General features: G+C 63.4%; 22 protein-coding genes. 10 read left to right on the top strand and 12 right to left on the bottom strand.

What is annotated here, in order from left to right; translation table 11 throughout:
- The first annotated feature begins 130 nt into the window (after positions 1 to 130).
- The 4 genes from NKJ58_RS17715 (at position 131) to NKJ58_RS17700 (ending at position 4,286) form a co-directional block, all read left to right on the top strand.
- On the top strand, positions 131 to 1,096 hold the full coding sequence (locus NKJ58_RS17715) for an ABC transporter permease (RefSeq protein ID WP_023685099.1): 966 nt from the start codon (positions 131 to 133) through the stop codon (positions 1,094 to 1,096).
- Positions 1,086 to 1,901 carry an ABC transporter permease gene (locus NKJ58_RS17710; RefSeq protein ID WP_023819541.1) on the top strand — a complete coding sequence of 272 codons (816 nt, stop codon included), beginning with the start codon at positions 1,086 to 1,088 and terminating at the stop codon, positions 1,899 to 1,901. The genes NKJ58_RS17715 and NKJ58_RS17710 overlap by 11 nt, the downstream gene beginning before the upstream one ends.
- A gap of 105 nt (positions 1,902 to 2,006) precedes the next feature.
- On the top strand, positions 2,007 to 3,434 hold the full coding sequence (locus NKJ58_RS17705; protein WP_023819542.1) for a gamma-aminobutyraldehyde dehydrogenase: 1,428 nt from the start codon (positions 2,007 to 2,009) through the stop codon (positions 3,432 to 3,434).
- 153 nt (positions 3,435 to 3,587) lie between these two features.
- Entirely contained in the window at positions 3,588 to 4,286 is a 699-nt protein-coding gene (locus tag NKJ58_RS17700) for a DUF3592 domain-containing protein (protein ID WP_023819543.1), read from the top strand.
- Between the two features lie 28 nt (positions 4,287 to 4,314).
- On the opposite strand, the gene NKJ58_RS17695 is transcribed toward NKJ58_RS17700, so the two are convergent.
- The 10 genes from NKJ58_RS17695 to NKJ58_RS17650 form a co-directional block, all read right to left on the bottom strand.
- Entirely contained in the window at positions 4,315 to 4,629 is a 315-nt protein-coding gene (locus tag NKJ58_RS17695; protein ID WP_023738143.1) for a hypothetical protein, read from the bottom strand.
- Between the two features lie 55 nt (positions 4,630 to 4,684).
- Positions 4,685 to 5,047, bottom strand: a complete 363-nt coding sequence (locus NKJ58_RS17690) for a nuclear transport factor 2 family protein (RefSeq protein ID WP_023715593.1) — start codon at positions 5,045 to 5,047, stop codon at positions 4,685 to 4,687.
- Positions 5,048 to 5,122: 75 nt separating this feature from the next.
- On the bottom strand, positions 5,123 to 5,602 hold the full coding sequence (locus NKJ58_RS17685; RefSeq protein ID WP_023715594.1) for a carboxymuconolactone decarboxylase family protein: 480 nt from the start codon (positions 5,600 to 5,602) through the stop codon (positions 5,123 to 5,125).
- Between the two features lie 110 nt (positions 5,603 to 5,712).
- Positions 5,713 to 7,266 carry an alpha/beta fold hydrolase gene (locus NKJ58_RS17680; protein ID WP_023715595.1) on the bottom strand — a complete coding sequence of 518 codons (1,554 nt, stop codon included), beginning with the start codon at positions 7,264 to 7,266 and terminating at the stop codon, positions 5,713 to 5,715.
- Between the two features lie 134 nt (positions 7,267 to 7,400).
- Positions 7,401 to 7,715, bottom strand: a complete 315-nt coding sequence (locus NKJ58_RS17675; protein WP_023688796.1) for a formate dehydrogenase subunit delta — start codon at positions 7,713 to 7,715, stop codon at positions 7,401 to 7,403.
- Entirely contained in the window at positions 7,705 to 8,535 is an 831-nt protein-coding gene (gene fdhD / locus NKJ58_RS17670; protein WP_023715596.1) for a formate dehydrogenase accessory sulfurtransferase FdhD, read from the bottom strand. The genes NKJ58_RS17675 and fdhD overlap by 11 nt, the downstream gene beginning before the upstream one ends.
- Positions 8,536 to 8,881: 346 nt before the next feature.
- Positions 8,882 to 11,794, bottom strand: coding sequence for a formate dehydrogenase subunit alpha (gene fdhF / locus NKJ58_RS17665; RefSeq protein ID WP_352518551.1), 2,913 nt, complete (start codon positions 11,792 to 11,794; stop codon positions 8,882 to 8,884).
- 10 nt (positions 11,795 to 11,804) lie between these two features.
- Positions 11,805 to 13,361, bottom strand: a complete 1,557-nt coding sequence (locus NKJ58_RS17660; protein WP_352518550.1) for a formate dehydrogenase beta subunit — start codon at positions 13,359 to 13,361, stop codon at positions 11,805 to 11,807.
- On the bottom strand, positions 13,358 to 13,831 hold the full coding sequence (locus tag NKJ58_RS17655) for a formate dehydrogenase subunit gamma (RefSeq protein ID WP_031261903.1): 474 nt from the start codon (positions 13,829 to 13,831) through the stop codon (positions 13,358 to 13,360). Before NKJ58_RS17655 ends, NKJ58_RS17660 begins: the two co-directional genes overlap by 4 nt.
- Before the next feature lie 198 nt (positions 13,832 to 14,029).
- Entirely contained in the window at positions 14,030 to 14,929 is a 900-nt protein-coding gene (locus tag NKJ58_RS17650) for a LysR family transcriptional regulator (RefSeq protein ID WP_023688790.1), read from the bottom strand.
- A 158-nt stretch (positions 14,930 to 15,087) separates the two neighbouring features.
- On the opposite strand from NKJ58_RS17650, the gene NKJ58_RS17645 reads away from it, so the two are divergent.
- The 3 genes from NKJ58_RS17645 (at position 15,088) to NKJ58_RS17635 (ending at position 18,005) form a co-directional block, all read left to right on the top strand.
- Positions 15,088 to 15,729 (top strand): DUF47 family protein, encoded by a 642-nt coding sequence (locus tag NKJ58_RS17645; RefSeq protein ID WP_352518549.1) that lies wholly within the window; start codon positions 15,088 to 15,090, stop codon positions 15,727 to 15,729.
- A 3-nt stretch (positions 15,730 to 15,732) separates the two neighbouring features.
- On the top strand, positions 15,733 to 16,737 hold the full coding sequence (locus NKJ58_RS17640) for an inorganic phosphate transporter (RefSeq protein WP_023688789.1): 1,005 nt from the start codon (positions 15,733 to 15,735) through the stop codon (positions 16,735 to 16,737).
- 77 nt (positions 16,738 to 16,814) lie between these two features.
- A complete protein-coding gene (locus tag NKJ58_RS17635) occupies positions 16,815 to 18,005 on the top strand; it encodes an Mrp/NBP35 family ATP-binding protein (RefSeq protein ID WP_352518548.1) in 1,191 nt (396 codons plus the stop codon).
- Between the two features lie 159 nt (positions 18,006 to 18,164).
- Here NKJ58_RS17635 and NKJ58_RS17630 read toward each other — a convergent pair whose 3' ends face one another.
- The gene (locus NKJ58_RS17630; RefSeq protein ID WP_023696771.1) at positions 18,165 to 18,623 is read right to left on the bottom strand and encodes an SRPBCC family protein; all 459 of its coding nucleotides are present in this window, start codon (positions 18,621 to 18,623) and stop codon (positions 18,165 to 18,167) included.
- Positions 18,624 to 18,766: 143 nt separating this feature from the next.
- Here NKJ58_RS17630 and NKJ58_RS17625 point away from each other — a divergent pair, with 143 nt between their 5' ends.
- The 3 genes from NKJ58_RS17625 to NKJ58_RS17615 all read left to right on the top strand — a co-directional run bounded on the left by NKJ58_RS17625 (position 18,767) and on the right by NKJ58_RS17615 (position 22,858).
- A complete protein-coding gene (locus NKJ58_RS17625; RefSeq protein WP_023806313.1) occupies positions 18,767 to 20,572 on the top strand; it encodes an IlvD/Edd family dehydratase in 1,806 nt (601 codons plus the stop codon).
- Positions 20,573 to 20,903: 331 nt separating this feature from the next.
- Positions 20,904 to 22,385 (top strand): flavin monoamine oxidase family protein, encoded by a 1,482-nt coding sequence (locus tag NKJ58_RS17620; RefSeq protein WP_023745243.1) that lies wholly within the window; start codon positions 20,904 to 20,906, stop codon positions 22,383 to 22,385.
- Positions 22,386 to 22,459: 74 nt separating this feature from the next.
- Positions 22,460 to 22,858 carry a hypothetical protein gene (locus NKJ58_RS17615; RefSeq protein ID WP_031205750.1) on the top strand — a complete coding sequence of 133 codons (399 nt, stop codon included), beginning with the start codon at positions 22,460 to 22,462 and terminating at the stop codon, positions 22,856 to 22,858.
- Positions 22,859 to 22,875: 17 nt separating this feature from the next.
- Here the strand turns inward: NKJ58_RS17615 and NKJ58_RS17610 are convergent, their stop codons facing one another.
- On the bottom strand, positions 22,876 to 24,495 hold the full coding sequence (locus tag NKJ58_RS17610) for a trimethylamine methyltransferase family protein (protein WP_023816158.1): 1,620 nt from the start codon (positions 24,493 to 24,495) through the stop codon (positions 22,876 to 22,878).
- Positions 24,496 to 24,612 lie beyond the last annotated feature (117 nt).

Here is a 24,612-nt window from a genome sequence, read left to right as displayed (position 1 = left end):
TTCAACGTTGGGGATTTGGCGAGGCAGCGAAACTGCTGATCTCCCCCCTTGAGGGGGAGATGTCCGGCAGGACAGAGGGGGGTGTGAAGGAACGCGGCTTCTCAGGGTTCCTTCAGCACGCGGTCGCCCCATGACCATCGCCGCGCTCAACTCAACCTCCGCCCCCGCCATCCTGCCCGGCAGCGGTGGCATGCGCGGCGCACTGTCGGACCTTTTCTGGCGCAAGCCGCAACTGCTGCTGTTCCTCATGCTGCTGCCGCCGGTTCTATGGCTCGGCGTTGTCTATATCGGCTCGTTGTTCGCACTTCTGGCGCAGAGCTTTTTTTCGATCGACGAGTTCTCCGGCCTCATCAACCACGAATTCACGCTGAAGACCTATGGCGACCTGTTCCAGCCCGCCAATCTCGACATCATACTGCGCACGGTGACGATGGCGGTTCTGGTCACGCTGGCCTCCGCCGTCATCGCCTTCCCCATTGCCTATTACGCGGCGCGCTATGCCCGCGGCCGGTGGAAGGCGCTGTTTTATCTCGGAATCATGCTGCCGCTATGGTCGAGTTACCTCGTCAAGATCTACGCCTGGAAGCTGATCCTCGCCAAGGAAGGCATTTTGACCTGGCTGCTAGCCAAATTGCATCTGCTCTGGGTGCTCGATGGCTGGCTGTCGCTGCCGGTCGTCGGCGGCAACTCTTTGTCGGTCTCCGCCACCGGCACCTTCATCGCTTTCGTCTATGTCTGGCTGCCGTTCATGATCCTGCCGGTGCAGGCGGCATTGGAGCGCGTGCCCGGCAATCTGGTCGAGGCGTCCTCCGATCTCGGCGCATCGCCGGGCCAGACCTTCCGCAACGTGCTGTTCCCGCTGGCGCTGCCCGGCATCGTCGCCGGCTCGATCTTCACCTTCTCGCTGACGCTGGGCGACTACATCATCCCACAGATCATCGGCACATCGCGGCTGTTCATCGGGCAGGCCGTCTATTCGCAGCAAGGCACAGCCGGCAACATCCCGCTCGCCGCAGCCTTCACCGTCGTGCCCATCGTCATCATGGGTTTCTATCTCTGGGGCGCCAAGCGCATGGGGGCCTTCGATGCGCTCTGACGGTTCGCAATCCGCTCCGCTCGGCCTCAAGATCGCTGCCGCCTGCGGCCTGCTGTTCCTGCATCTGCCGATCTTGTTGATCTTCGTCTACGCCTTCACCACGGAAGAGAAGAGCTTCGTCTGGCCGCCGCCGGGGCTGACCACACAATGGTTCGCCGTCACCTGGAACCGGCCGGATGTCTGGCAGGCGCTGTCGCTTTCGGTCCGTGTCGCCGCCATCTCGACCGCGATTGCCTTGATGCTGGGCACGCTGTGCGCCGCCGCCGTGTCACGGACGAAATTCTTCGGCCGCGAGACGATCTCGCTGCTCGTCATCCTGCCGATCGCGCTGCCCGGCATCATCACCGGCATCGCGTTGCGCTCGGCCTTCTCGCTAGCCGACATCCCGTTCTCGTTCTGGACGATCGTGCTCGGCCACGCCACCTTCTGCGTTGTCGTCGTCTACAACAATGCGGTCGCCCGTTTCCGCCGCACTTCCGGCTCAATGATCGAGGCCTCGATGGATCTCGGCGCCGACGGCTTCCAGACCTTCCGGCACGTCGTGCTGCCCAACATCGCCACCGCTCTGCTTGCCGGGGGGATGCTCGCCTTCGCGCTCTCCTTCGACGAGGTCATCGTCACCACCTTCACCGCCGGCCAGCAGCAGACCGTGCCGATCTGGATGCTGGAAGAGCTGATCCGCCCACGCCAGCGTCCGGTCACCAATGTCGTCGCCATGGTCGTGGTGCTGGTGACGCTGCTGCCCATCCTTGCCGCCTATTACCTGACCCGCGACGGCGACCAGATCGCCGGTTCGGGCAAATGAAGAACAGCGAATAGGGAGTAGCGAATAGCGAATAGGGGAGATTGCACGACCAGCCCTATTCGCTACCCGCTATTCGCTACTCGCTCCTGACCGAGGAGAACCTGCATGGACACCCAGATGCTGATCGGCTCGAAATTCGAGAACGGCACCGAGACCGAGGAGCCGATTCTGAATCCAAAGACCGGGGCGACCATTCTCAACCTGCCTGAAGCAAACCAGGCGCAGATCGAGGCGGCTGTTACTGCCGCCGGGCGAGCATTCGTCTTGTGGTCACGCACAACGCCGGCGCAGCGCTCCGGCTATCTTCTCAAGATCGCCGACCGCATCGAGGCCAACGCGCGGGAGTTCGCGGCGCTCGAGGCGCTGAATTGCGGCAAGCCGATCAACGCCGTGCTCAATGACGAGATCCCGGCGATCGTCGACTGCTATCGTTTCTTTGCCGGCGCTGTGCGTTCGATGCCGGGCGTGGTCGCCGGCGAATACATTCCCGGCCACACCTCGATGGTGCGGCGCGATCCGATCGGCATTGTCGCTTCCATCGCGCCGTGGAACTATCCACTGATGATGATGGCCTGGAAGCTGGCGCCGGCCATTGCCGGCGGCAACACTGTCGTCTTCAAGCCGTCGGAGCAGACGCCGCTGACGGCGTTGAAGCTGGCCAGGATCCTGGCCGAGGTGCTGCCCGAGGGCGTCGTCAATGTCGTGCTCGGCCGCGGCGACAGCGTCGGCAACACGCTGATTAATCACGCCAAGGTCAACATGATTTCGATCACCGGCGACGTCGCGACGGGCAAGAAGGTGCTGCAGGCCGCCGCCAAGTCGGTCAAGCGCACGCATCTGGAACTCGGCGGCAAGGCGCCGGTCATCGTTTTCGACGACGCCGACCTCGGCGCCGTGGTCAACGGCCTGCGCGGTTTCGGCTACTACAATGCCGGGCAGGATTGTACAGCCGCTTGCCGCATCTATGCCGGCAAGAAGATCTACGACAAGCTCGTCGCCGATCTCTCATCTGCCGTCTCGACCATCAAATACAACCAGCCCGACGACACCGAAAATGAGATCGGGCCGCTGATCTCGCGCCGCCAGCGCGATCGCGTCTCGAGCTTCGTCGAGCGCGCTTCGGAACTGAAGCACATCGAGATCACCACCGGCGGCAAGCCGGGCGAAGGCTCCGGCTTCTATTACCAGCCGACGGTGGTTGCCGGCGCGCTGCAGGAAGACGAGATCGTGCGCCGCGAAGTGTTCGGTCCGGTCGTCTCCATCACCCGCTTCTCCGAAGTCGATGAAGCCGTGAACTGGGCCAATGACAGCGACTACGGCCTGGCATCCTCGGTGTGGACCAAGAACGTCTCGCGCGCCATGGCGACGGCCGCCCGTCTGCAATATGGCTGCACCTGGATCAACACCCATTTCATGCTGACCAACGAGATGCCGCATGGCGGGCTGAAGCAGTCTGGCTACGGCAAGGACATGTCTCTCTATGCGCTGGAGGATTATACCGCCGTTCGTCATGTGATGGTGGCGCATGGGTAGAGGCCGCCAATATCTCTAAAATATTCGCCAACCCGTTTTCTGTACATTAAGCGAGAGTTAGTTTTGCGGTACGGCGGGAGTTCACGATTTACTGAATATTCAACCTGAACGAGCAGCCTCTTGCCGGGAAACCGCGCGGCGAGGGGTTTGCGCATGAACACGACCAAGATCAAGCTGGTACTCATTGGCGGCTTCTGTCTGCTGATCGCTGTGTTCGGCGGCAAGGACATGATCAAGAAGAGCGGCTGGCCCGAGGCGCCTGCTGAAATCCTCGCGGTCAATGTCGAATGCGACATGGAATCGACCGCCCACAAGATTGTCTACAAGACCGTCAGCACCGCCACGATCCCGTGCGAACTGGTGGATGCGTTCAAGACGGTTCATGCTGACAAAGAGTGGAAGGTGACCCAGAAATTCACCGGCACCTTGCGCGTCGGCACCGGCGCCGACGCCGTCGAGGCCACGATGGAGCTGAACAAGAACGGTGCCCGCGAACCGCAGGTCGGCGACAAGCTCACCGTCGTCCAGAACCCCGCCAACCCCACCCAGATCGAACGCACCGGCATGACCGGCACGCGTTTGACGATCGTCATTGGGGCTGGACTGCTCGGCGCGTTGCTTCTCTATCTTGCTTTCAAACCCCGCCGGCGGATGTCGACCTCCGCCGTGGCGGGCAACCCTGCCGGAGATGCCGGCGCGGACCAGCGCGCGCGCCAGGCCGACGCCTTGATAGCGGCGGCCCTGGCCAAGCAGGCCACATTGCCCAATCAGCCGGCACGTGTCGCGGCTGCCGGATTGGCCAGGGAAGGGCGGTTTTCCGGGCAGCGGACGAGTTTCGGCCGCCGCAACTGATGGCCGAAAACTGCTGCACCTGCCACCGCTACTCCACGATGCGGTAGATGTTCCAAAGGCTGGTGCCTGAAACGACGTAGGGCTCCATCTCCTTGCCCCATTTGGCGTGCGCGTCGATCTTGCCGATCCTGGCGAAGAATCCCTCCAGCTGGGCAAGGCTTTCGACCTGATGATGCGATTCGACCGTCGCTTCCCGAGCTCCGACCGAACCGGTCATGATCTGGAACTCGAGATCGGCAATGCCGACCTGAGAGCCGATCTCGCGTTCCCATTTCTTCAACAAGTCGAGCACGGTCTGCTTGTGCCCGAACTTGGCGTCGATCTGCCATCTGGCGCTGAACATTTTTGTCTCCTCCAGTTTTGCGGCCCAAACCGCGGTTGATCTTTCCGCGGTGGAACTACTCGTCCCAGGCCTGCACGACGGTCTGTCGTGCAATCCGCCCATTCTTCAGCTCCAGCATCGCCGCGCAGAACACTTTCGTTCCGTCCGGATAGGCGCAGGCCTGGGTGAAGGCGAGATTGTCGCCATCGGCGATGGTGGTGTCGACCTTGTGGGTCATTGCCCGGCTGCAGATGTCGTCCCAGAACGTGCTGATCGCCGCCCGGCCGCGGATCTCGCGCGGCTTGCTCGGCGGATTGTTGCGGTCGATCACCCGCACCAGCGCGTCGTCGGCGTAAAAACTCGCCAGCATCCTGCCGTCCCGTCCTTCGATCGCTTTCTTGATCGCCGCGCCGTCCACGTTTTGCGCCTTGGTCAGCATTTTTTCCTCCATGGCCCGTCGATCGGGCGGTTGATGATCACAAGCACTGCCCGGCGCACCGCCGGGCATTTTCTTTCACTGCGACTTGGCTTTGACGGCTGCGAACACGCCGTCGGTCTGCTGTTTGAAGGTCGCGAAATCGACCTGGCTGCCGTTGAGCATCGTCGACCAGTGGCGCACGATGGCCGCCATCGCGATCGCCTCCTTGATCTCCTCGTCGGTCGCGTCATTGAGCTTGGCGGCCTCGGTATGGAAATAGATGCAGTACTGGCAGGGGATCTGCGAGGCGACGGCCAGCCCCAGCAGTTCCTTGGTCTTGCCGTCGAGCGCGGTCTTGGGGTTGAGCTGCACGCCCTTGATCTCGGCCCAGGCGCCGGCAACCGCGACATCCGGCAGCGTCTTGAACATGTCCGGCACCGAGCCGAGCGTCGCCTCGATGTCCTTGTAGGCGGCGGCCGCCGAGGCATCCTCGGCCTTGGCGGGAGCGATCGTGAACAGCGCGCCAACGCCTGCCGCTATCACCAGCGATTTGATCGACCTGTTTGACTTCAGCATTGCATCCTCCATCCGCAGTGCCTTTCCCGGCGACATCCGCCTGGCCTGCATGGAGAGAATTGGTACACCTCGACCCCACCTGGCCGCTTCGCCCGAAAGCGCCATGGTCCCTATGGCCCGTCCGGGCCAGCCTGCCTGGCGGAAAATGCCGCTGCCGCCGCCCGTGACGGCAAATCGAGCTTCAGCAATATGTTGGCGACATGACGCTTGACCGTATGCTCGCTGAGCCTCAGCTCGGCGGCGATCGCGGCATTGCTCTTGCCGTCGGCGATCAGGATCACCACCTCGCTTTCGCGCGCCGTCAGTTGAGCCGGCTCGGCGGGTTTCGCCTTGGGGCGGCAGGCCGGCTCCAGGTGCTGTTCCGACGTCGCCTGGACCAGCGCCAGCGGCTCGTCCAGCTCATCCACCGTGACACGCCCGGCATCGATGAAACGCAAGCCGGACCCCGCCGCCAGATCGGCGGCCAGCCGCGACGCCAGAATATCGCCGCGCCCGGCATGGGCGGCGATCTGCATCGTCACCCGTGCCATCAGCCCCACCGGCGGCCCGCGCATTTCGACCTCACCGACATGGGCGCCCTGGGCGCTTGCAATGCCCATATGTTGCGCCGCATCGCGCAGTGCCGCCGCGCAGCGTATGGCCCGCGCCGGCCCGTCGAAGCGCGAGATCATCAATTCGCCATGGATGCCGGCGACGCGTCCGCCATGACGGCCGACCAGCTGCCGCCAGCTCTCCTGGAAGCGCTCGCTACGTTCGCTCCACATGCGGTCGCCAACCCGCGCCGTGTCGTAGATGCGTGTCGCCAGAAGAGCGGCAAGCACGCGCTCCGCTTCGGCCACGGCACGCTCGCCAGTCAGGAATTCCTCGATCAGGTCGGCCACCCGGTCGACATCGCCGGTCCAGATCGGGTGGTCGCGCCCGGGGACCTCGACCAATCGCGCATTCGAGATGTTTTTCGCCAGGAAGCGGCTGGCGTCGGGGTCGACGCGCGCGTCGTCGCGGCGATGGATGAGCAGCGTCGGTGCGCTGATCGCCGAAAGCACGCCGCGCACGTCGATGCCGGCATTCATCCGGGCAAGTGCGGCCGCTGCCGTCGGACTGGCCGACAGCCGTTCGAAGCGTGCCCACCACTGGGTGAAATGCGCATCATCTACCCGGCCGGGAGCGAAGTTGGGCAGTGTGGCGCCCGTGCCCCATTCCGTGCCGGCCGTCGCGATGAAGGCCTCGAGGCGCTCCGGCGACATCACCCATTTGTGGAAATGCGCATAACCGCCATAGAGCGCCAGCGCTCGTGTCCGTTCCGGATAGGTGGCGGCAAACAACATTGCCATCGGCGCGCCTTCCGAAGCGCCGAGCAAGGCCGCGCGGCCGCTGCCGGTGGCATCCATCACCGCGCGCACATCGTCCATGCGGGTTTCGAGGCTGGGCAGGTGGCGTGGGTCGACGCGGTCGGAGAGGCCGGTGCCGCGCTTGTCGAACAGGATCAGCCGCGAGAACGCCGAGAGCCGTTTCAAGAGCCTGGCGTAGCCCTCGTCTTCCCAATGCAGGTCGAGATTGGAGATGAAGCCGGGCACGAAAACCAGGTCGAACGATCCCTGGCCGACCACCTGATAGGCGATCCGCACGTCGCCGCTGAGGGCATATCGCGTCTCGATCGGCCTCACGTTGCTATCCCGCCCGGCCAGACGATTTCTGATCGCCGACCATAGCAGACGCCCGGCGGATGCGGCAGCCAAACTTTAGAAGACAGGAATATAGCCCGCGGCGAGCCGTGTTCGCCCGCCATTTCTGGGGGAGGCTATTTCTGGGGAGCGGCGCTCTCTGCACCCGTGGGTTGGACGTAGCCGATGCTCACATCGGCCTGCTCCTCGGTCTTCGGCCGCTTGATTCTGGCCGAGGCCACGACGACGAGTTCGTCAAAACCTTCGCCGCCGCTGTCCAGCATCTCGAAGAACTGCCGGCGCATCCTGGGCTCCCAGAACTTGTTGATGTGCTCGGCCACGCCCGCCACACCTTCCTCGCGGGGCCTTGAATGGAAGAAGGCGGCGATCTGGTTGGCCATGCGCACCAGCTTTTCCCCGGTGCTCGTGATGTGTTCTTCGTCATGTGACATGCTGGGCAACTCCCAAGACCACCCGTTCCGGGTGGGTGAAAACATCGAAATCGTCGCCGCGCACCAGCGCCACCAGCGTCATGCCGGCCTCTTCGGCGGTGCGGATGGCAAGGGCTGTCGGCGCCGACACGGCGATGATGAAGGCGGAGCCGATCGCCGCCGTTTTCTGCACCATCTCCACTGAGACGCGTGATGTCACCACCACCGCGCCCGATGCACCGTCAATGCCGGCCTTGGCCAGCGCGCCGGCCAGTTTGTCCAGCGCATTGTGCCGGCCGACATCCTCGCGCGCCATGACGATGCCTTTGCCGGGAATGTAGAAGCCCGCTGCGTGCACGGCGCCGGTTTCTGAATGCAGAGGCTGCACCTTGGACAAAAGCTTTACCGAACGGGTGATATCGTCGGCTTCAAGCGTAAGCTTGGACGCACCAACCTTGTCGACCGAGCGCATCGCTTCCTCGATCGATTCGATGCCGCACAGCCCGCAGCCAACCGGCCCGGCCAAGCGCCGGCGCCGCGTCTCGAAGCGCGTATTGGCCTGGTCCTTCAGCCGGATCTGGATATCGATGCCGGCGCCATGGTCCCCGACCTCGATCGCATCGATTTCGTCAGGCAAGGCTATGATGCCTTCGGTCAGAGAGAAGCCGAGCGCGAAATCCTCGAAATCGGCCGGGCTCGCCATCATCACCGCATGGGTGGTGCCGGCAAAGGAGAACGCCACCGGCGTCTCCTCCGGCACCATGCGGTTGGCCGATGTCGTGCCGCTGGCGCGGTGGGCAAGGCGAGAGATTTGGGTGGTGGCTTGGCGTTTTCGGGTCACGAGGCGCGCCCCTCTGCGTCCGTCCTTAGCAGTAGCTGTGGAGGCTCGCGCCTTTCCTCTCCCCCGTCGACCGGGGGAGAGGTGTCAAGCGAAGCTTGACGGAGTGGGGGTCGACTGCTCGCCAGATAGGCCGGTTTGCCTGCTCTTTGGGTTGTGCGCGACTTTCGACGGCTGCGTGTTGCGGGGCCGGCTTCCCCCACTCCGTCGCCGCTTCGCGGCGCCACCTCTCCCCCCTCCGGAGGGAGAAGAAAGGCGCCCGGCGGCATAAGCTCGCGTCCTTCCTGACGGAGTAGGGGTCGACCAACCGTCAAGATTGAAGCTCTTATTGTCGAACGACGTGGCAAGACTACTCCGCCGCTTCCAGCTTTGCGATGCGGCGGCTCTGCTCGGCCTGCTCGTTATAGTCGCGCTGCCAGTCCGAAGGTCCGTTCGACGCGCCGACCTGCACTGCGGTCACCTTGTACTCCGGACAATTGGTCGCCCAGTCGGAGAAGTCGGTGGTGATGACGTTGGCCTGCGTGTCCGGATGGTGGAAGGTGGTGTAGACCACGCCCGGCGCCACCCGGTCGGTGATCAGCGCACGCAGCGTCGTCTCGCCCGAACGGCTGGTCAGCCGCACCCAGTCGCCATCGCGCAGGCCGCGGTTCTCGGCGTCGTGCGGATGGATCTCCAACCGATCTTCCGAGTGCCACATGACGTTTTCGGTGCGCCTTGTCTGTGCACCGACATTGTACTGGCTGAGAATGCGGCCGGTGGTCAGCAGCAACGGGAAACGCGGCCCGGTCCGCTCGTCGGTCGCGACATATTCAGTGCGGATGAACTTGCCCTTGCCACGCACGAAGCCATCCATATGCATGATCGGTGTGCCGAGCGGCGCCTTCTCGTTGCAGGGCCATTGCACGGATCCGACACGGTCGAGCAGCTCGAAGGACACGCCGGCGAAGCTCGGCGTCGTTTTTGCAACCTCGTCCATGATCTCGGAGGGATGCTGATAGTTCCAGTCCAGCCCGATCGCACGGGCAAGCTCCTGTGTCGCTTCCCAGTCGGCATAGCGCGCCTTCGGCTCCAGCACCTTGCGCACCATGTTGATGCGGCGCTCGGCATTGGTGAAGGTGCCGTCCTTTTCCAGGAAGGTCGAGCCCGGCAGGAAGACATGCGCGTAGTTAGCTGTCTCGTTGAGGAACAGGTCGTGCACGACGACGCATTCCATCGCCGCCAGGCCGGCCGCGACATGCTTGGTATCAGGGTCGGATTGCAGGATGTCCTCGCCCTGGATGTAGATGCCCTTGAAGGATCCGTCGACGGCGGCATCCAGCATGTTTGGGATGCGCAGGCCCGGTTCGTCGTCGAGCTTCACCCCCCACAACGTCTCATAGATGTCGCGCACCGCCTCGCCGGAGATGTGGCGGTAGCCCGGCAGTTCATGCGGGAACGAGCCCATGTCGCAGGAACCCTGCACGTTGTTCTGGCCGCGCAGCGGATTCACCCCGACGCCCGGGCGGCCGATATTGCCGGTCGCCATGGCAAGGTTGGCGATAGCCATAACCGTGGTCGAACCCTGGCTGTGTTCGGTCACGCCGAGGCCGTAATAAATCGCGCCATTGCCGCCCTTGGCATAGAGCCGTGCAGCACCTCGGATCAGTTCGGGATCGACGCCGGACAGCTTGCCCACGATTTCGGGGCTGTTTTCCGGCAAGGCGACGAAAGAAGCCCAATCCTGGAACTCCGCCCAGTCGCAGCGATCGCGGATGAAGGCTTCGTCGAAAAGCCCTTCGGTAACGATGACATGCGCCAGCGCCGTCAGCACCGCCACGTTGGTGCCCGGCTTCAGCGGCAGGTGATAGTCGGCCTCGATATGCGCCGACTTGACCATTTCGGTGCGGCGCGGATCGAGCACGATCAGCTTGGCGCCCTGGCGCAGCCGCTTCTTCAGCCGCGAGGCGAACACCGGGTGGGCGGAAGCCGGATTGGCGCCGATGATGACGGCGACATCGGTGAAGTCGACGGAATCGAAATCCTGCGTGCCGGCCGAGGTGCCATAGGTCTGGCCGAGGCCGTAGCCGGTCGGCGAGTGGCAGACGCGGGCGCAGGTGTCGACATTGTTGTTGCGGAAGCCTTGGCGCACCAGCTTCTGCACCAGATAGGTCTCTTCATTCGTGCAGCGCGAGGACGTGATACCGCCGATCGAGGTGCGGCCGTATTGATACTGGATACGGCGGAATTCCTTGGCCGTATGGGCGATGGCCTCTTCCCAACTCACTTCGCGCCAGGGATCGCTGACCTTTTCCCGGATCATAGGCGACAGGATGCGGTCCTTGTGGGTGGCATAGCCATAGGCGAAACGGCCCTTCACGCAGGAGTGGCCGTGGTTCGCCTTGCCGTCCTTGTAGGGCATCATGCGAATGACTTCGTCGTCCTTCACTTCTGCCTTGAACGAGCAGCCGACGCCGCAATAGGCGCAGGTGGTGACAGCGGAACGCTCGGGCATGCCTTTCTCAAGCACGGTCTTTTCACGCAGCGCATCGGTCGGACAGGCCTGCACGCAGGCGCCGCAGGATACGCATTCGGAGGCGATAAAATCCTCGTGCATGCCGGCGACCATGCGCGATTCGAAACCGCGGCCCTCGATCGTCAGCGCGAAGGTGCCTTGCACCTCTTCGCAGGCCCGCACGCAGCGCGAGCACACGATACATTGCGCCGGATCATAGGTGAAATAGGGGTTGGACTCATCGCGGGCGATGTAGTCGACCGCCAGCGAGCCATGGCCGGGCGCGACGCCGTTTTCCTGCTTGACGTGGTTGCGGCCCTCGATGCCGAAGCGGTTCTCGGTCAGGCCGACAGACTTCGCCACAACGTCGAACTCGCTGGCCCCGGTACCGGCCTTCTCGTTCCAGCCGGTCGGGTGGTCGGAGACGTAAAGCTCCATGACACCGCGGCGGATGGCGTCGAGCCGCTCGGATTGCGTGCGCACCACCATGCCTTCGCCGACGGGCGTCGTGCAGGATGCCGGCGTGCCGCCGCGCCCGTCGATCTCGACCAGGCAGACGCGGCAGGAGCCGAACGAGTCCAGCATGTCCGTGGCACAGAGTTTTGGGATCTCGACCCCGCCTTCCATCGCCGCGCGCATGATCGACGTACCCTCCGGCACGCTGATGCTGCGGCCGTCGACGATCAGCGTAACCTGCTTTTGCGCCTTCGATTCCGGGGTTCCGTAATCGAGTTCTTCGATGAGTGTCGGGAAGTCGGCCTTGATATTCATCTGCCAGCACCTATTCAGCAGCCACGCGCGCCGGCGCGGGCTTGAAATCTTCGGGGAAATGGGTGATCGAGCTCATCACCGGATAGGGCGTGAAGCCGCCCAGCGCGCAGAGCGATCCGAACTTCATCGTGTTGCAGAGATCGGTGACCAGTGCCAGGTTCTTCTCCGGCTCGATGCCGGCGGCAAGCCGGTCGATGGTCTCCACCCCGCGTATCGAGCCGATGCGGCAGGGCGTGCACTTGCCGCAGCTTTCGATGGCGCAGAACTCCATGGCAAAGCGCGCCTGCTTCAGCATGTCGGCCGTGTCGTCGAACACGGTGATGCCGGCATGACCGATCAGTCCGTCGCGCTTCGCGAACTCTTCGTAGTCGAACGGCGTGTCGAACAGGCCGCGCGGGAAATAGGCGCCGAGCGGGCCGCCGACCTGCACCGCCTTCACCGGGCGACCAGTGGCCGTACCGCCGCCGATCTCGTCGACGATCTCGCCCAGCGTCATGCCGAACGCCGCCTCGAACAGGCCGCCGAACTTGACGTTGCCGGCGATCTGTATCGGGATCGTGCCGCGCGAGCGGCCCATGCCGAAATCCTTGTAGAAGGCAGCACCCTTGTCCATGATGATGGGCACGGAGGCTAGGCTGATGACGTTGTTGATCACCGTCGGCTTGCCGAACAGACCCTGGATTGCCGGCAGCGGTGGCTTGGCGCGCACCACGCCGCGCTTGCCTTCAAGGCTGTTCAGCAGCGAAGTTTCCTCGCCGCAGACATAGGCGCCGGCGCCGACGCGGATTTCCATGTCGAAGGCGTTGGGCGAACCCAGCACGCTGACGCCGAGCACGCCTGCCTTGCGGGCGACCTCGACAGCCTTGTTCATGACAGCCACCGCATGCGGATATTCCGAGCGGATATAGACGAACCCCTTGGTCGCGCCGGCGGCGATGCCGGCAATCGTCATGCCTTCGATGAGCACGAAGGGGTCGCCCTCCATGATCATGCGGTCGGCAAAGGTAGCGCTGTCGCCCTCGTCGGCATTGCAGACGATGTATTTGCGGTCAGATGTCGTATCGAGCACCGTCTTCCACTTGATGCCGGTCGGGAAGCCGGCGCCGCCGCGGCCGCGCAAGCCCGATTCCGTGACCTGTTTGACGATGTCGAGCGGCGCCATGGCCACCGCGTTCTGCAGGCCCTTGAGCCCGCCCAGTGACTTGTAGGCGTCGAGCGATAGCGGGTCGTTGATGCCGCAACGCGCGAAGGTCAGGCGCGTCTGCTTGGCGAGGAACGGGATTTTGTCGGGCGCGCCCAGCCAGCGCTTGTGATGCCCGCCGGTCAGAAAGCCGCTGTCGAACAGGCTCTTGACGTCTGAGGGCTTGACCGGCCCGTAAGCGACGCGGCCCTTTTCGGTCGCGACCTCGACCATCGGTTCGAGGAAATAGGCGCCGCGCGAGCCGTTGCGGACGATCTTGGCCTCGACGCCCCGTTCAGCCAGTTCCGCACGAACAGCCTTGGCGACCTTTTCGGCGCCGAGCGCCAGCGCGCCGGAGTCACCTGGAATGTAGATGCGCGGGATCATGAGCGTACCTCCGCGACGATCTCTTCGATCTTCTCGTCATCGAGCCGCCCGATCACCTCGCCATCCAGCATCGCCGACGGTGAACAGGCGCACAGCCCGAGGCAATAGACGGGCTCAAGTGTAACCGATCCGTCGCGGGTGGTCTCATGGAAATCGATGCCGAGCAACTGCTTGACCTTTGCGGCGATCTCATCCGAACCCATCGACTGGCAGGCTTCCGCCTGGCAGAGCTTGAGCACGTGCCGGCCGGCCGGCCGGGCACGGAAATCATGATAGAAGGTCACAACGCCGTGCACCTCGGCCCTCGACAGGTTCAGCCCATCCGCGATGACGGGCACGGCGTCCTGCGGCACGTGGCCAAATTCTTCCTGGATCTCGTGCAGGATCGGCAGCAGCGGGCCTTCGAGGCCCTTCAACTCCTGGATGATCGCCGCCGTGCGCGACTGTATCTCGGTACTTGCTGGCTGCATCGTCACGCAGCGCCCTCCCTATCATAGCGATCGATGCATATATCGTCCAAAGGCATGAAGCGGTTTTGGAACAACGACATGCCTACGCCGCTTATCGCTAAGTGCTTAAGAAATCAGAGAAAACCTCTGAAATCAATAAAGCGGTTTCGTTGCACGATAGAAAATTTCTATCGCGCCGATTGACCAGTTATGACTAGCTCAGCGATTGGCGCGGAAATCGTCTGCCAGCGCCATCGCCTCGTCCAGCAGCGCCTGCACCAACGGGGTGTGCGGTTCGCGCGGAGCGGCGACCAGCCCGACAGTGTGGCTGGCATCCGGTTCGACGATCGGAATGGCCCGGATCGGTTCGGAAAAACCGAATGTTTCCGCCAGGTTGAGCGGCATGATCGACGACCATTTGCCTGTCCGTATGTGGGAGAACAGCACGATCATCGAGTTGGATTCCAGTGTCGGCCGCACCTGCACGCCGGCCTCGGCCAGATGCTGGTCGATGATGCGGCGGTTCTGCATGTCCGGCGTCAACAAGCAGAGCGGCAGCTGGCTGATTTCGGCCCATGTCACTTTGTCGCGATCCGAATAGGGATTTCCGACCGCCGTGATCAGCTGGTAGCGCTCGTCATAGAGCGGCACGCTGGTCACCCGTCCGAGAGGCTCGTTGTCGAGATAGGTGATGCCGGCATCGACGTCGAAATTGCCGAGCAGCGACAACACCTCGATCGAGGTGCGCGACAGGATAGAGAAGGTGACGCCCGGATGCTTCTCGCGAAATGGCGTCGTAAGCCGCGCCACCATGGCGAGGGCGGTTGGGATGGCGGCAATACGGATACGCCCGGACAGGCCATGTCGCGCTGCCCGCATCTCTTCGCGCATGGTCCTGGAGTCGCCGACGATGCGACGCGCCCACACCAGCACCTGCTTGCCTTCCGGCGTCAGCCCCTGAAAGCGCGAACCGCGATTGACCAGCATGACGCCGAGCTGGCCCTCCAGCTGCTTGATCCCGGCCGACAAGGTCGGCTGCGTGACGCCGCACGCTTCCGCCGCCCGGCCGAAATGCTCCTCCTTGGCCAGCGCGATGAAGAATTCGAGCTTGTCGATCATACCATCCGTCCGTTCGTTGCGCGCAAGGTCGGAGAAATTGCCTTTCGCCGCAAGCTCTACCCGCAATTGGCCATGCATCCACATCTTTGGGCCGGCTGGCTGTTTCCCCCGGCCGAACACGGCGCTATGTGGTTGGATGGAATACGAGGAGATCGGACATGCTGGGCTGGTTCCGCAAGCTTTTGCCGCGCGAAGATCGCTTCTTCGACCTCTTTGAACGGCATTCCCGCACCGTGGTCGGCGGCGCCGAGGCGCTGGAGCAGCTTCTGCAGGGCAAGGACATCGATCGCTGGTGCCAGAATATCATCGATCTCGAGGACGAGGCCGATCATATCACGGCCGAAGTCCTGCTGGCGGTGCGGCGCTCCTTCATCACGCCTTTCGATCGCGGCGACATCAAAGACCTGATCCAGTCGATGGATGACGCCATCGACATGATGCACAAGACCGTCAAGACGGTGAAGCTGTTCGAAAAGAAGGAATTCGACCCGCTGATGCAGGAGATGGGCGGCGTCATCGTTGCCGCCTCCAGGCTGGTTGCCGAGGCGATCCCGCTGCTCAGCAAGGTCGGCACGCACACGGTGCGCCTCAACGCCATCGCCGAAGAGGTGATGCGCGTCGAAAGTCGCGCCGACGATCTGCATGAGCAGGGATTGAAGGACCTGTTCAAGCGGCATGGCCGCAGCGATCCGATGGCCTACCTGATCGGCTCGGAGATCTACGGCCAGCTGGAGAAGGTGGTCGACCGCTTTGAGGACGTCGCCAACGAGATCAGCGGCATCGTCATCGAGAACGTTTAGGCAATGGAAGCCACCATCGCCTTTCCCGTGCTGATCGGCCTTGTCGCCGTCGCGCTGTTTTTCGATTTTCTAAACGGCCTGCACGATGCGGCGAACTCCATCGCCACCATCGTCTCCACCCGCGTGCTGAGACCGCAATATGCGGTCCTGTGGGCGGCTTTCTTCAATTTCATCGCCTTCATGTTCTTCGGCCTTCACGTGGCTGAAACCGTGGGAAAAGGTATCGTCGACGTCAGCATCGTCACGCCGGCGGTGATCTTCTCGGCGCTCGTCGGCGCCATCGTCTGGAACATCGTCACCTGGATTGCCGGCATCCCGTCCAGCAGTTCGCATGCGCTGATCGGCGGGCTCGTCGGTGCCGGCGTTGCAAAGGCTGGGCCCGGCGCCATAGTCTGGACCGGGCTTGGCAAGACGGTCGCCGCAATCGTCGTGTCGCCGGCGACAGGGTTTGTTCTGGCGCTGGTCCTGATCCTGGCCGTTTCCTGGCTGTTCGTGCGCCAGACACCGTTCGCCGTCGACAGCACCTTCCGCGTCATGCAGTTCTTTTCGGCCTCGCTTTATTCGCTAGGGCACGGCGGCAACGACGCCCAGAAAACCATGGGCATCATCGCCGTGCTGCTCTATTCGCAAGGTATGCTCGGCGGGACGTTCTACGTGCCGCTGTGGGTCGTCCTCACCTGTCAGACAGCACTGGCGCTCGGCACTTTGTTCGGCGGCTGGCGCATCGTCCACACGATGGGCTCGAAGATCACCCGGTTGAACCCGATGCAGGGCTTCTGCGCCGAGACCGGCGGCGCCATCACCCTGTTTGCCGCCACCTGGCTTGGCGTCCCCGTGTCGACCACCCATACGATCACCGGGGCCATCATCGGTGTCGGCGCTGCCCGTCGCGTCTCTGCCGTGCGCTGGGGCATTGCCGGCAACATCGTCATCGCCTGGATCGTCACCTTGCCGGCCACGGCTGCAATTTCGGCGCTCACCTACCTTGCGGTTGGCCTGGCAAGGTGAGGCGGACACCGTGGTGCTTGGAGTCGCTGCCAATCTGCACTATCTGAGCCGCAGCCAAACGCCTTAGGGAATAATGCATGTCCGTCACCAAGGAAATCGTCACCGAGCGTCTGAAGACGGTCAACGGGCCGGACTTCACCGGCAACATCGTCGACCTCGGCATGGTTTCGGAGATTTTCATCGCCGATTCGAAAGTGTTTTTCTCGATCACCGTTCCCGCCGCCCGCGCACAGGAGATGGAGCCGCTGCGCGCCGCAGCCGAGCGTGTCGTCAAGGCGATCCCTGGTGTCGCCGGCGCCGTCGTCGCGCTGACGGCGGAGAAGAAGGGCGGCGGCATGGAGGCTCCGGTTGCGTCGCGTCCCGCGCCCAGGCCCGCACCGCCGGCTGCGCCAGCCGCGCCGCGCCCGGCTCCACACTCTCCAGCCCCGCACGCCCCGGCCTCGCAAAGCTCGGGCAAGCGCGGCGTGCCCGGCATCGAGGCGATCATCGCGGTGGCGTCCGGCAAGGGCGGCGTCGGCAAGTCGACCACCGCTGTCAACATCGCGCTTGGCCTCGCCGCCAACGGTTTGCGTGTCGGCGTGCTCGATGCCGATATTTATGGGCCGTCCATGCCCAGGCTGCTCAACATCCATGGCCGGCCGCAGACCGTCGACGGCAAGATCCTGAAACCGATGGAGAATTACGGCCTTAAGGTGATGTCGATGGGCTTCCTCGTCGACGAGGAGACGCCGATGATCTGGCGCGGTCCGATGGTGATGTCGGCGCTGACGCAGATGCTGCGCGAGGTCGAATGGGGCCGCCTCGACGTGCTCGTCGTCGACATGCCGCCCGGCACCGGCGACGCGCAGCTGACTATGGCCCAGCAGGTGCCCCTGGCCGGCGCCGTCATCGTCTCGACGCCGCAGGACCTGGCGCTGATCGACGCCCGCAAGGGATTGAATATGTTCAAGAAGGTCGACGTGCCGCTGCTCGGCATCGTCGAGAACATGAGCTATTTCATAGCACCCGATACCGGCAAGCGCTACGACATCTTTGGCCATGGCGGGGCGCGGCGCGAGGCCGAGCGGCTCGGCGTAACCTTCCTCGGCGAAGTGCCGCTGGAAATGGGCATTCGCGAAAGTTCTGATGAAGGCTCGCCCGTGGTGGCGTCGAAGCCCGACGGCCCCGAGGCGAAGATTTACCGCGATATTGCTTCGAAGGTCTGGGACCGGGTCAACGAAGAACGCGGCGCGGCCGAAGCGGCGGTGCCGAACATCGTGTTCGAGTAGCTCGGATATCCCTCCCCCTTGAGGGAGGGTGGCCCGAAGGGCCGGGTGGGGTCCGCGGTGACACGCTCGACGCTATTTCTTTACAAGTAGAGGCAGCTCAACTCAGGTTGAGGCAGTTGAGGCGACCCCACCCGCCTCGCTTCGCGAGGCACCCTCCCCTCAAGGGGGAGGGGAGCCCACCTTCTCGCCAAAGCTTGAAAAAAACTGCCCGGCCAGCTTCTTCGAAGTCGATTCGATCAGCCGGCTGCCGAGTTGGGCGATCTTGCCGCCGACTTCGGCCTTGGCCGCGTATTTGAGGACCGTCGCATCCGGCCCGTCCGCCGTCAGCGTCACGTCGGCGCCACCCTTGGCGAAGCCGGCAATACCGCCCTTGCCCTCGCCCTGGATGGTGTAGGAGTGCGGCGGCTTCAGGTTCTTCAACGTCACCTCGCCGTTGAATGTCGCCTTGATCGGTCCGATCTTCAACACCACCGTCGCCGCCATTTCGGTCGGCGATTTCATCTCCAGGTGCTGGCAGCCGGGAATGGTCGCCTGCAAAACCTTCGGATCGTTCAGCGCGTCCCACACTTTCTGCAGGGGGGCGGCAATGCGTTCCTCGCCTTCGATCACCAAAGCCATCGACACCTCCCGGACAGACTTCGAAGGCCTAACGCACGGTCTGGTCTGTGTCTATCGCACCAAAGTCCGGTTGCGACGGTGCGCCCTCTTGCCTGCTTCCGCGCGTTGCCATATCGATTTGTCTTACAAATACGGAGACCATGATGGCAGGCGCCCCCACCGGAAAGAAGAAGTTTCGCTCGCAGGAGTGGTTCGACAATCCCGACAATCCAGGCATGACCGCGCTCTACCTCGAGCGCTACCTGAACTACGGCCTGACGCGGGCCGAGCTGATGTCGGGCAAGCCGCTGATCGGCATCGCCCAGACCGGCTCGGATCTGTCGCCATGCAACCGCCATCATATCGAACTCGCCAAGCGCGTGCGCGAAGGCATCGTCTCGATGGGCGGCATCCCCTTCGAATTCCCGTGCCATCCGATCCAGGAGACCGGCAAGCGCCCGACCGCGGCACTGGACCGCAACCTTGCCTATCTCGGCCTGGTCGAAGTGCTTTACGGCTATCCGCTCGACGGCGTCGTACTGACCATCGGCTGCGACAAAACCACGCCGGCGCTGCTGATGGCGGCGGCCACCGTCAATATTCCGGCCATAGCACTTTCGGTCGGACCGATGCTCAATGGCTGGCACAAAGGCAAGCGCACGGGATCCGGCACCATCGTCTGGGAATCGCGCCAGCGGCTCTCCGCCGGCGAGATTGACTATGACGAGTTCATGGACATCGTCGCCTCATCGGCGCCGTCGACCGGCTATTGCAACACCATGGGCACCGCCACCACGATGAACTCGCTGGCAGAGGCGCTCGGCATGCAATTGCCGGGTTCGGCCGCCATTCCCGCACCCTACCGCGAGCGCGGCCAGATCTCCTATGAGACCGGCAAGCGCATCGTCGAGATGGTGCATGAGGATCTGAAGCCGTCCGACATCATGACGCGCAAGGCCTTCGAGAACGCCATTGTCGTCAATTCGGCGATTGGCGGCTCGACCAATGCCCCGATCCACCTCAACGCGATTGCCCGTCATCTCGGCGTGCCGCTCACCAATGACGACTGGCAGACGGTCGGCCTCCATGTGCCGCTCATCGTCAATCTGCAGCCATCGGGCGAATATCTCGGCGAAGACTATCACCATGCCGGCGGCGTGCCGGCTGTGGTGGCCGAGTTGATGAAGGCCAAGCTGCTGCCTTATCCCGAAGCGATGACCGTCAATGGCAAGACTATCGGTGACAATTGCAAGGGTGTCGCCAACGAGAACACCGACGTCATCCGCACCGTCGCCGAGCCGCTGAAGGCCAATGCCGGCTTCATCAATCTCAGCGGCAATCTGTTCGATTCCGCAATCATGAAGATGAGCGGCATCTCGCCGGAATTCCGCGAGCGCTATCTCTCCAACCCGAACGACCCGGAAGCCTTCGAAGGCAACGCCATGGTCTTTGACGGTCCGGAGGACTACCACGCCCGCATCGACGATCCGGCGCAAGGCATCGACGAGCACACCATCCTGTTCATGCGCGGGGCCGGCCCGATCGGCTATCCCGGCGGCGCCGAGGTGGTCAACATGCAGCCGCCCGCCTATCTCATCAAGAAGGGCATTCACGCGCTGGCCTGCATCGGCGATGGCCGCCAGTCGGGCACATCGGGCTCGCCCTCTATCCTCAACGCTTCGCCGGAAGCCGCCATTGGCGGCGGCCTGGCGCTGCTCAAGACCGGCGACCGTGTGCGCATCGATTTACGGAAAGGCACTGCCAACATCCTCGTCACCGACGAGGAAATCACGCGCCGCCGTGCCGAACTGCAGGTCGATGGCGGCTATCATTATCCCAAGCATCAGACGCCATGGCAGGAGATCCAGCGCTCCATGGTCGACCAGTTCTCGGAGGGCATGGTGCTGAAGCCGGCGGTGAAATACCAGGACGTCGCCCATACCAGCGGCGTGCCGAGGGACAACCACTGAGCACCCGCTTGATATGAAAATGCCGGCCTGATCGGGCCGGCATGAAAGCCTTGGCGTAAGCTTGTTTGGATGGCGGCCTCAGGGTGGAGGCGGGCCGGACGAAGCGGCGATGGCTGTAATGCCGGAGAGTCGTCCTGCCTTGCGGATGACTGGTGTGTGATACTGTTTCTTCATGGGACCCGTTGCCCGTTTAGATCACTGCTCGCACGCCAACTGATCCCACCTGTCAGTATGACATTGCAGTCCTCGTCAGTTTCGGGTTTTTTGACACGAAATCAAGAGGGGTCCAGAGAGTCGTCCATGATGATGGTTTTCCGCCACGGGCGTATCCTTGCCGCCTAGCCCGATCGACATTGCCCCGGTCGACATTGCTATTGTCGGCGCGGGCATGGCCGGTCTCTTCCTGGCGTGGCGCTTGTCCCAAAGTGAAAAGCCCGCAAGGATCGCTGTTTTCGAATCCGCCGGTCGCGTCGGCGGTCGGGCCTCCACGGTCTCATTTCCCGGAGAGCCGAACTTCGGCATCGATCTCGGCGCGATGATGCTGATGCCGCAACATCGGCTGCTCAAAAAACTCATGGCGACGCTGGATGTAAAGCTGTCGGGTATGGACGTCGTCACCGGCGCCAACCGGCTCCATCTGCGCGGTAGGAGCCTGCCCTACGCCGCTATATCGCGCTTTGCGCCGCGCCGCCTGTTTGCCTATGACGTGACGCGTCGGCTGCAGGAAAAAGGCCCGTCCCGCCTGCTGCGAAAGGCGGCAGCACTGATCCTGCCGGGTTCGGAGGCCTTCGGCAGCGCCGAATGGAACGGCGCCGCAGGCTTCGTTTATCGCGGCCGCAAGCTGGCGGATTGGGCGACTTGGGATGTGCTGGCGACGGTCTTGACCCCGGAGGAAATGGCTTTTGCCGAGGACGCGGTGGGCTATTCGTTGCTCCTGCGTGGACCCAACGCCGCCGAGACGTTCAGGCTTGCGCTCGGCGAGCTGAGCGGCGGCCGCTCCTATTGTTCCCCCGATGGCGGGTTCCAGCCGGTTGCGGAGCGAATGGCCGGGCGGATCGCTGTCAGCGGCGGCGCCGTCCATCTCGATCACACCGTGACCGCCATCGCCCGCTCGGCGCAAGGGATGGTCTTGTCTGTCGAGGGGCAGGGCGGGACGGTCGAGGCGCGCAAGGTCGTGCTGGCGTTACCGGTCCGCCCCCTGCGGACCCTGCTGGAAAAGTCCGGCATCGAGCAGCCCAGCGATCTGCCGGCACCGGAACCCTGGCCGATGCTCACGCTGGCCGCCTGCTATGCCAGCCCGTGGTGGGCTCGAAACGGCATCGCGGCCGGCCACAGCGTGACCGATCTGCCGGCTCGCCAGATATGGCAGTTCACAAAAGCGGACGCTCGCGACGCGACGATTCGTCGGAGCGTCGCCATGGCCTATTGCGATGGCAAGCACATGGTATTCTGGCGCTCACTGCTGCCTGAGCTCGCTCGGCGCCACGGCTTTGCGGTTTTGGCCGAGGGACATTCCGCGCTCGAGGCCTTTCACGGCCAGATGGTCGAAGTCCATGGCAAACACGGCGCCATCTCGAAACCCATCGGCGGGTTTGCGCAGGATTGGGGTGCGCCGGCCTATGGCGGCGCGTCGCATGTCTGGGACCGTGGCATAGATATCTCCGGTATAAAACTGGCGAGCCATACGCTCGCTCCGGGCATTCATGTCTGTGGCGAAGCGTGGTCCAACAATCACGGCTGGATCGAGGGCGCGCTGGAAAGTGCGGAAGACCTGTTGCAGCGGGAATTCGGGCTCGACGCCTGGTTTGCCTGAGACTCCGGAAAGGCGATGAAAAACGATCCTACATTCCCATATGAGTGGTCGGCTATCGGACGGAAAGTATCAACGTGACTAAACGGCGCTCTTCCCTCGGTTTCCTCGGCATGTTCGGCCGCTCGGGTGACTTGCGGGAACTGGACAACGCGCTGCGCGGCGCCGACCTTCACCCGGCACTGGTGCCAGAGGGAGTAAAGCTCACCATCGTCAATCTGATGAAGGATCACTGGCCGGACGAGCCCCCGCCAGAGGCTTATCGGTCCGTGGCGCAGCTGTTTGGTTATTGCATCGCAGGCCCACAAACCTTTGAGCAGGCCAATGGGCCGGAGCGGGGGCTGGACGCTGAGCGCCGCATCGAGGCAGCGCTTGAAACCGGTGACAGCCTGGATGCCCAGATCGTGCTGATGGCGCTGCATGGCAAGCTGATCAGCGCCGAAGTCGTCGAGCGCTTTGGGCTAAGTGCGGACTGACCTTCGTAAGGTGAAGCTTACCCGCCCATGCCGCTGCGTGGCAGCTTGATCATCTCGCCGAAGCGGGCGCGCAATTTGTCGTCTAGCAGCTTCGGCACATGGCGCGGGAAGCGCTCGGCAAGCACGCGCTTCTTTTCGATGATCGCCCGCTGCAAGATGTCGGGCCGGCCCTTCTCGTTCCATTCCTTGGGCGAAAAGCGGTCGCCGACGGCCGGATAAAAATACTCGGTCTGCATCAGGCGCAGCGTCTGCTCGTTGCCGAGATAGTGGCCTGGGCCATTCATGCAGACTTCGGTGATGGTGTCGATCGACAGCGCTTCGTCGGTCACTTCGATGCCCCGCACGCAGCGCAGGCAGTGGCCCAGCATGTCATTGTCTATGATCAGGCTCTCCAGGCAAAAGCCGAGCAGCGAGGCGTGCATGCCCGCCGATTCATAGACCAGATTGAGGCCGGCAAGACCGGCCATCACGTCGGTGATCCCCTTTTCATAGCCGGACTGGATGTCGGGCAGTTTCGAATCCGTCATGCCGGCGGCCGAGCCGCCCGGCAGGTCGTAGAACTGCGCCATCTGCGCGCAGGCCGAAGTCAGTACTGCCTGCTCGGCCGAGCCGCCCGACATGGCGCCGGTCCTCAGGTCGGAGACGAACGGCCAGGTGCCGAAGATCGCCGGATGCCCGGGCTTGATGGCGTTGACGTAGATGAGGCCGACCAGCACTTCGGCCACCGCTTGCACCACAGCGCCGGCAATCGCCGCGGGAGCGGTGGCGCCGGCCTGGCCGGCCGATAGAAGCAGGATCGGGATGCCGCCGTCGACACAGGCTTCGAGCACGCCGCAGGCGTCCTCGGCAAACTTCATCGGCGGCACGACGAAGCAATTGGAGTTTGACACGAACGGCCGGGCGCGAAAGTTCTCCTCGCCGCCGGCGATCGCATAAAGCATTTCCAGCGCCGGCTGCACGTTCTCGCGCACCGTGAACGAGGTGCCGACATGCTTCGACGTGCCCATCACGCAGGCGTAGAGCGTGTTGAAGTCCATTTCGAGCGGATCGGGAATGTCGCGCGGCACCATCGGCCGCTGGAAGAAATGGATGTTGTCGAGCCCTTCGACGAGGCGAGCGGCATCATAAATGTCCTGCACCAGCGACTCGCGGTATTCGCGCTTTTCGACATCGACCAGATGCACCGCCGCACCCGCCGTGCCGTAATGCACGCGCTTGCCCTGGATCAGCATGTCATGCCTGGGGTCCTGGCCGTGCAGCGTAAAATTTCGCGCGGCTCGTCTGATCGTGTCCATCACAAGCCCGCGTGGGAAACGGACGCGGCCGTCATCGCCGTAAACGGCGCCGACCCCGGTCAGCGCCTCGACGCAGGAGGGAATGGCATTGGCGAAGCCGACGGTCTCCAGCAGCGTCAGCACCGCTTCATGGATGCGCTCCTGGTCGTTCCGGTTGAGCGGGCCGTAACTGCCGCCTTCAAGCCCGGCACGTACCGGCCTGATGTCGTCGGCCAAAGGTGCTGCCCGCATGGCGCGGCGCGCTTCGCGCCCGCCGGATCGTCGCGAACGCTGGTCGGCTGATGTATCTTTAGGAGCCGCATCCTTAAGAGCCGCATCCTGCTGCTCAACAGCCGCTGACATGGGGGGCACTCCACCTTTAGCTTGCGAAACACGACGCGGTGATTGGTCCACCGTCGGCCTGCTTCGTCCCTCTGTCAGCCGACTATGCCGTTGCCATTGGCCCAGCCTATGGGCCAG

This window comes from Mesorhizobium sp. M0139 (genome assembly GCF_040322455.1).
GTDB lineage: Bacteria > Pseudomonadota > Alphaproteobacteria > Rhizobiales > Rhizobiaceae > Mesorhizobium.
The sequence above is the reverse complement of the archived record's forward strand: the minus strand, read 5'-3'. Positions and strand labels throughout refer to the sequence as shown.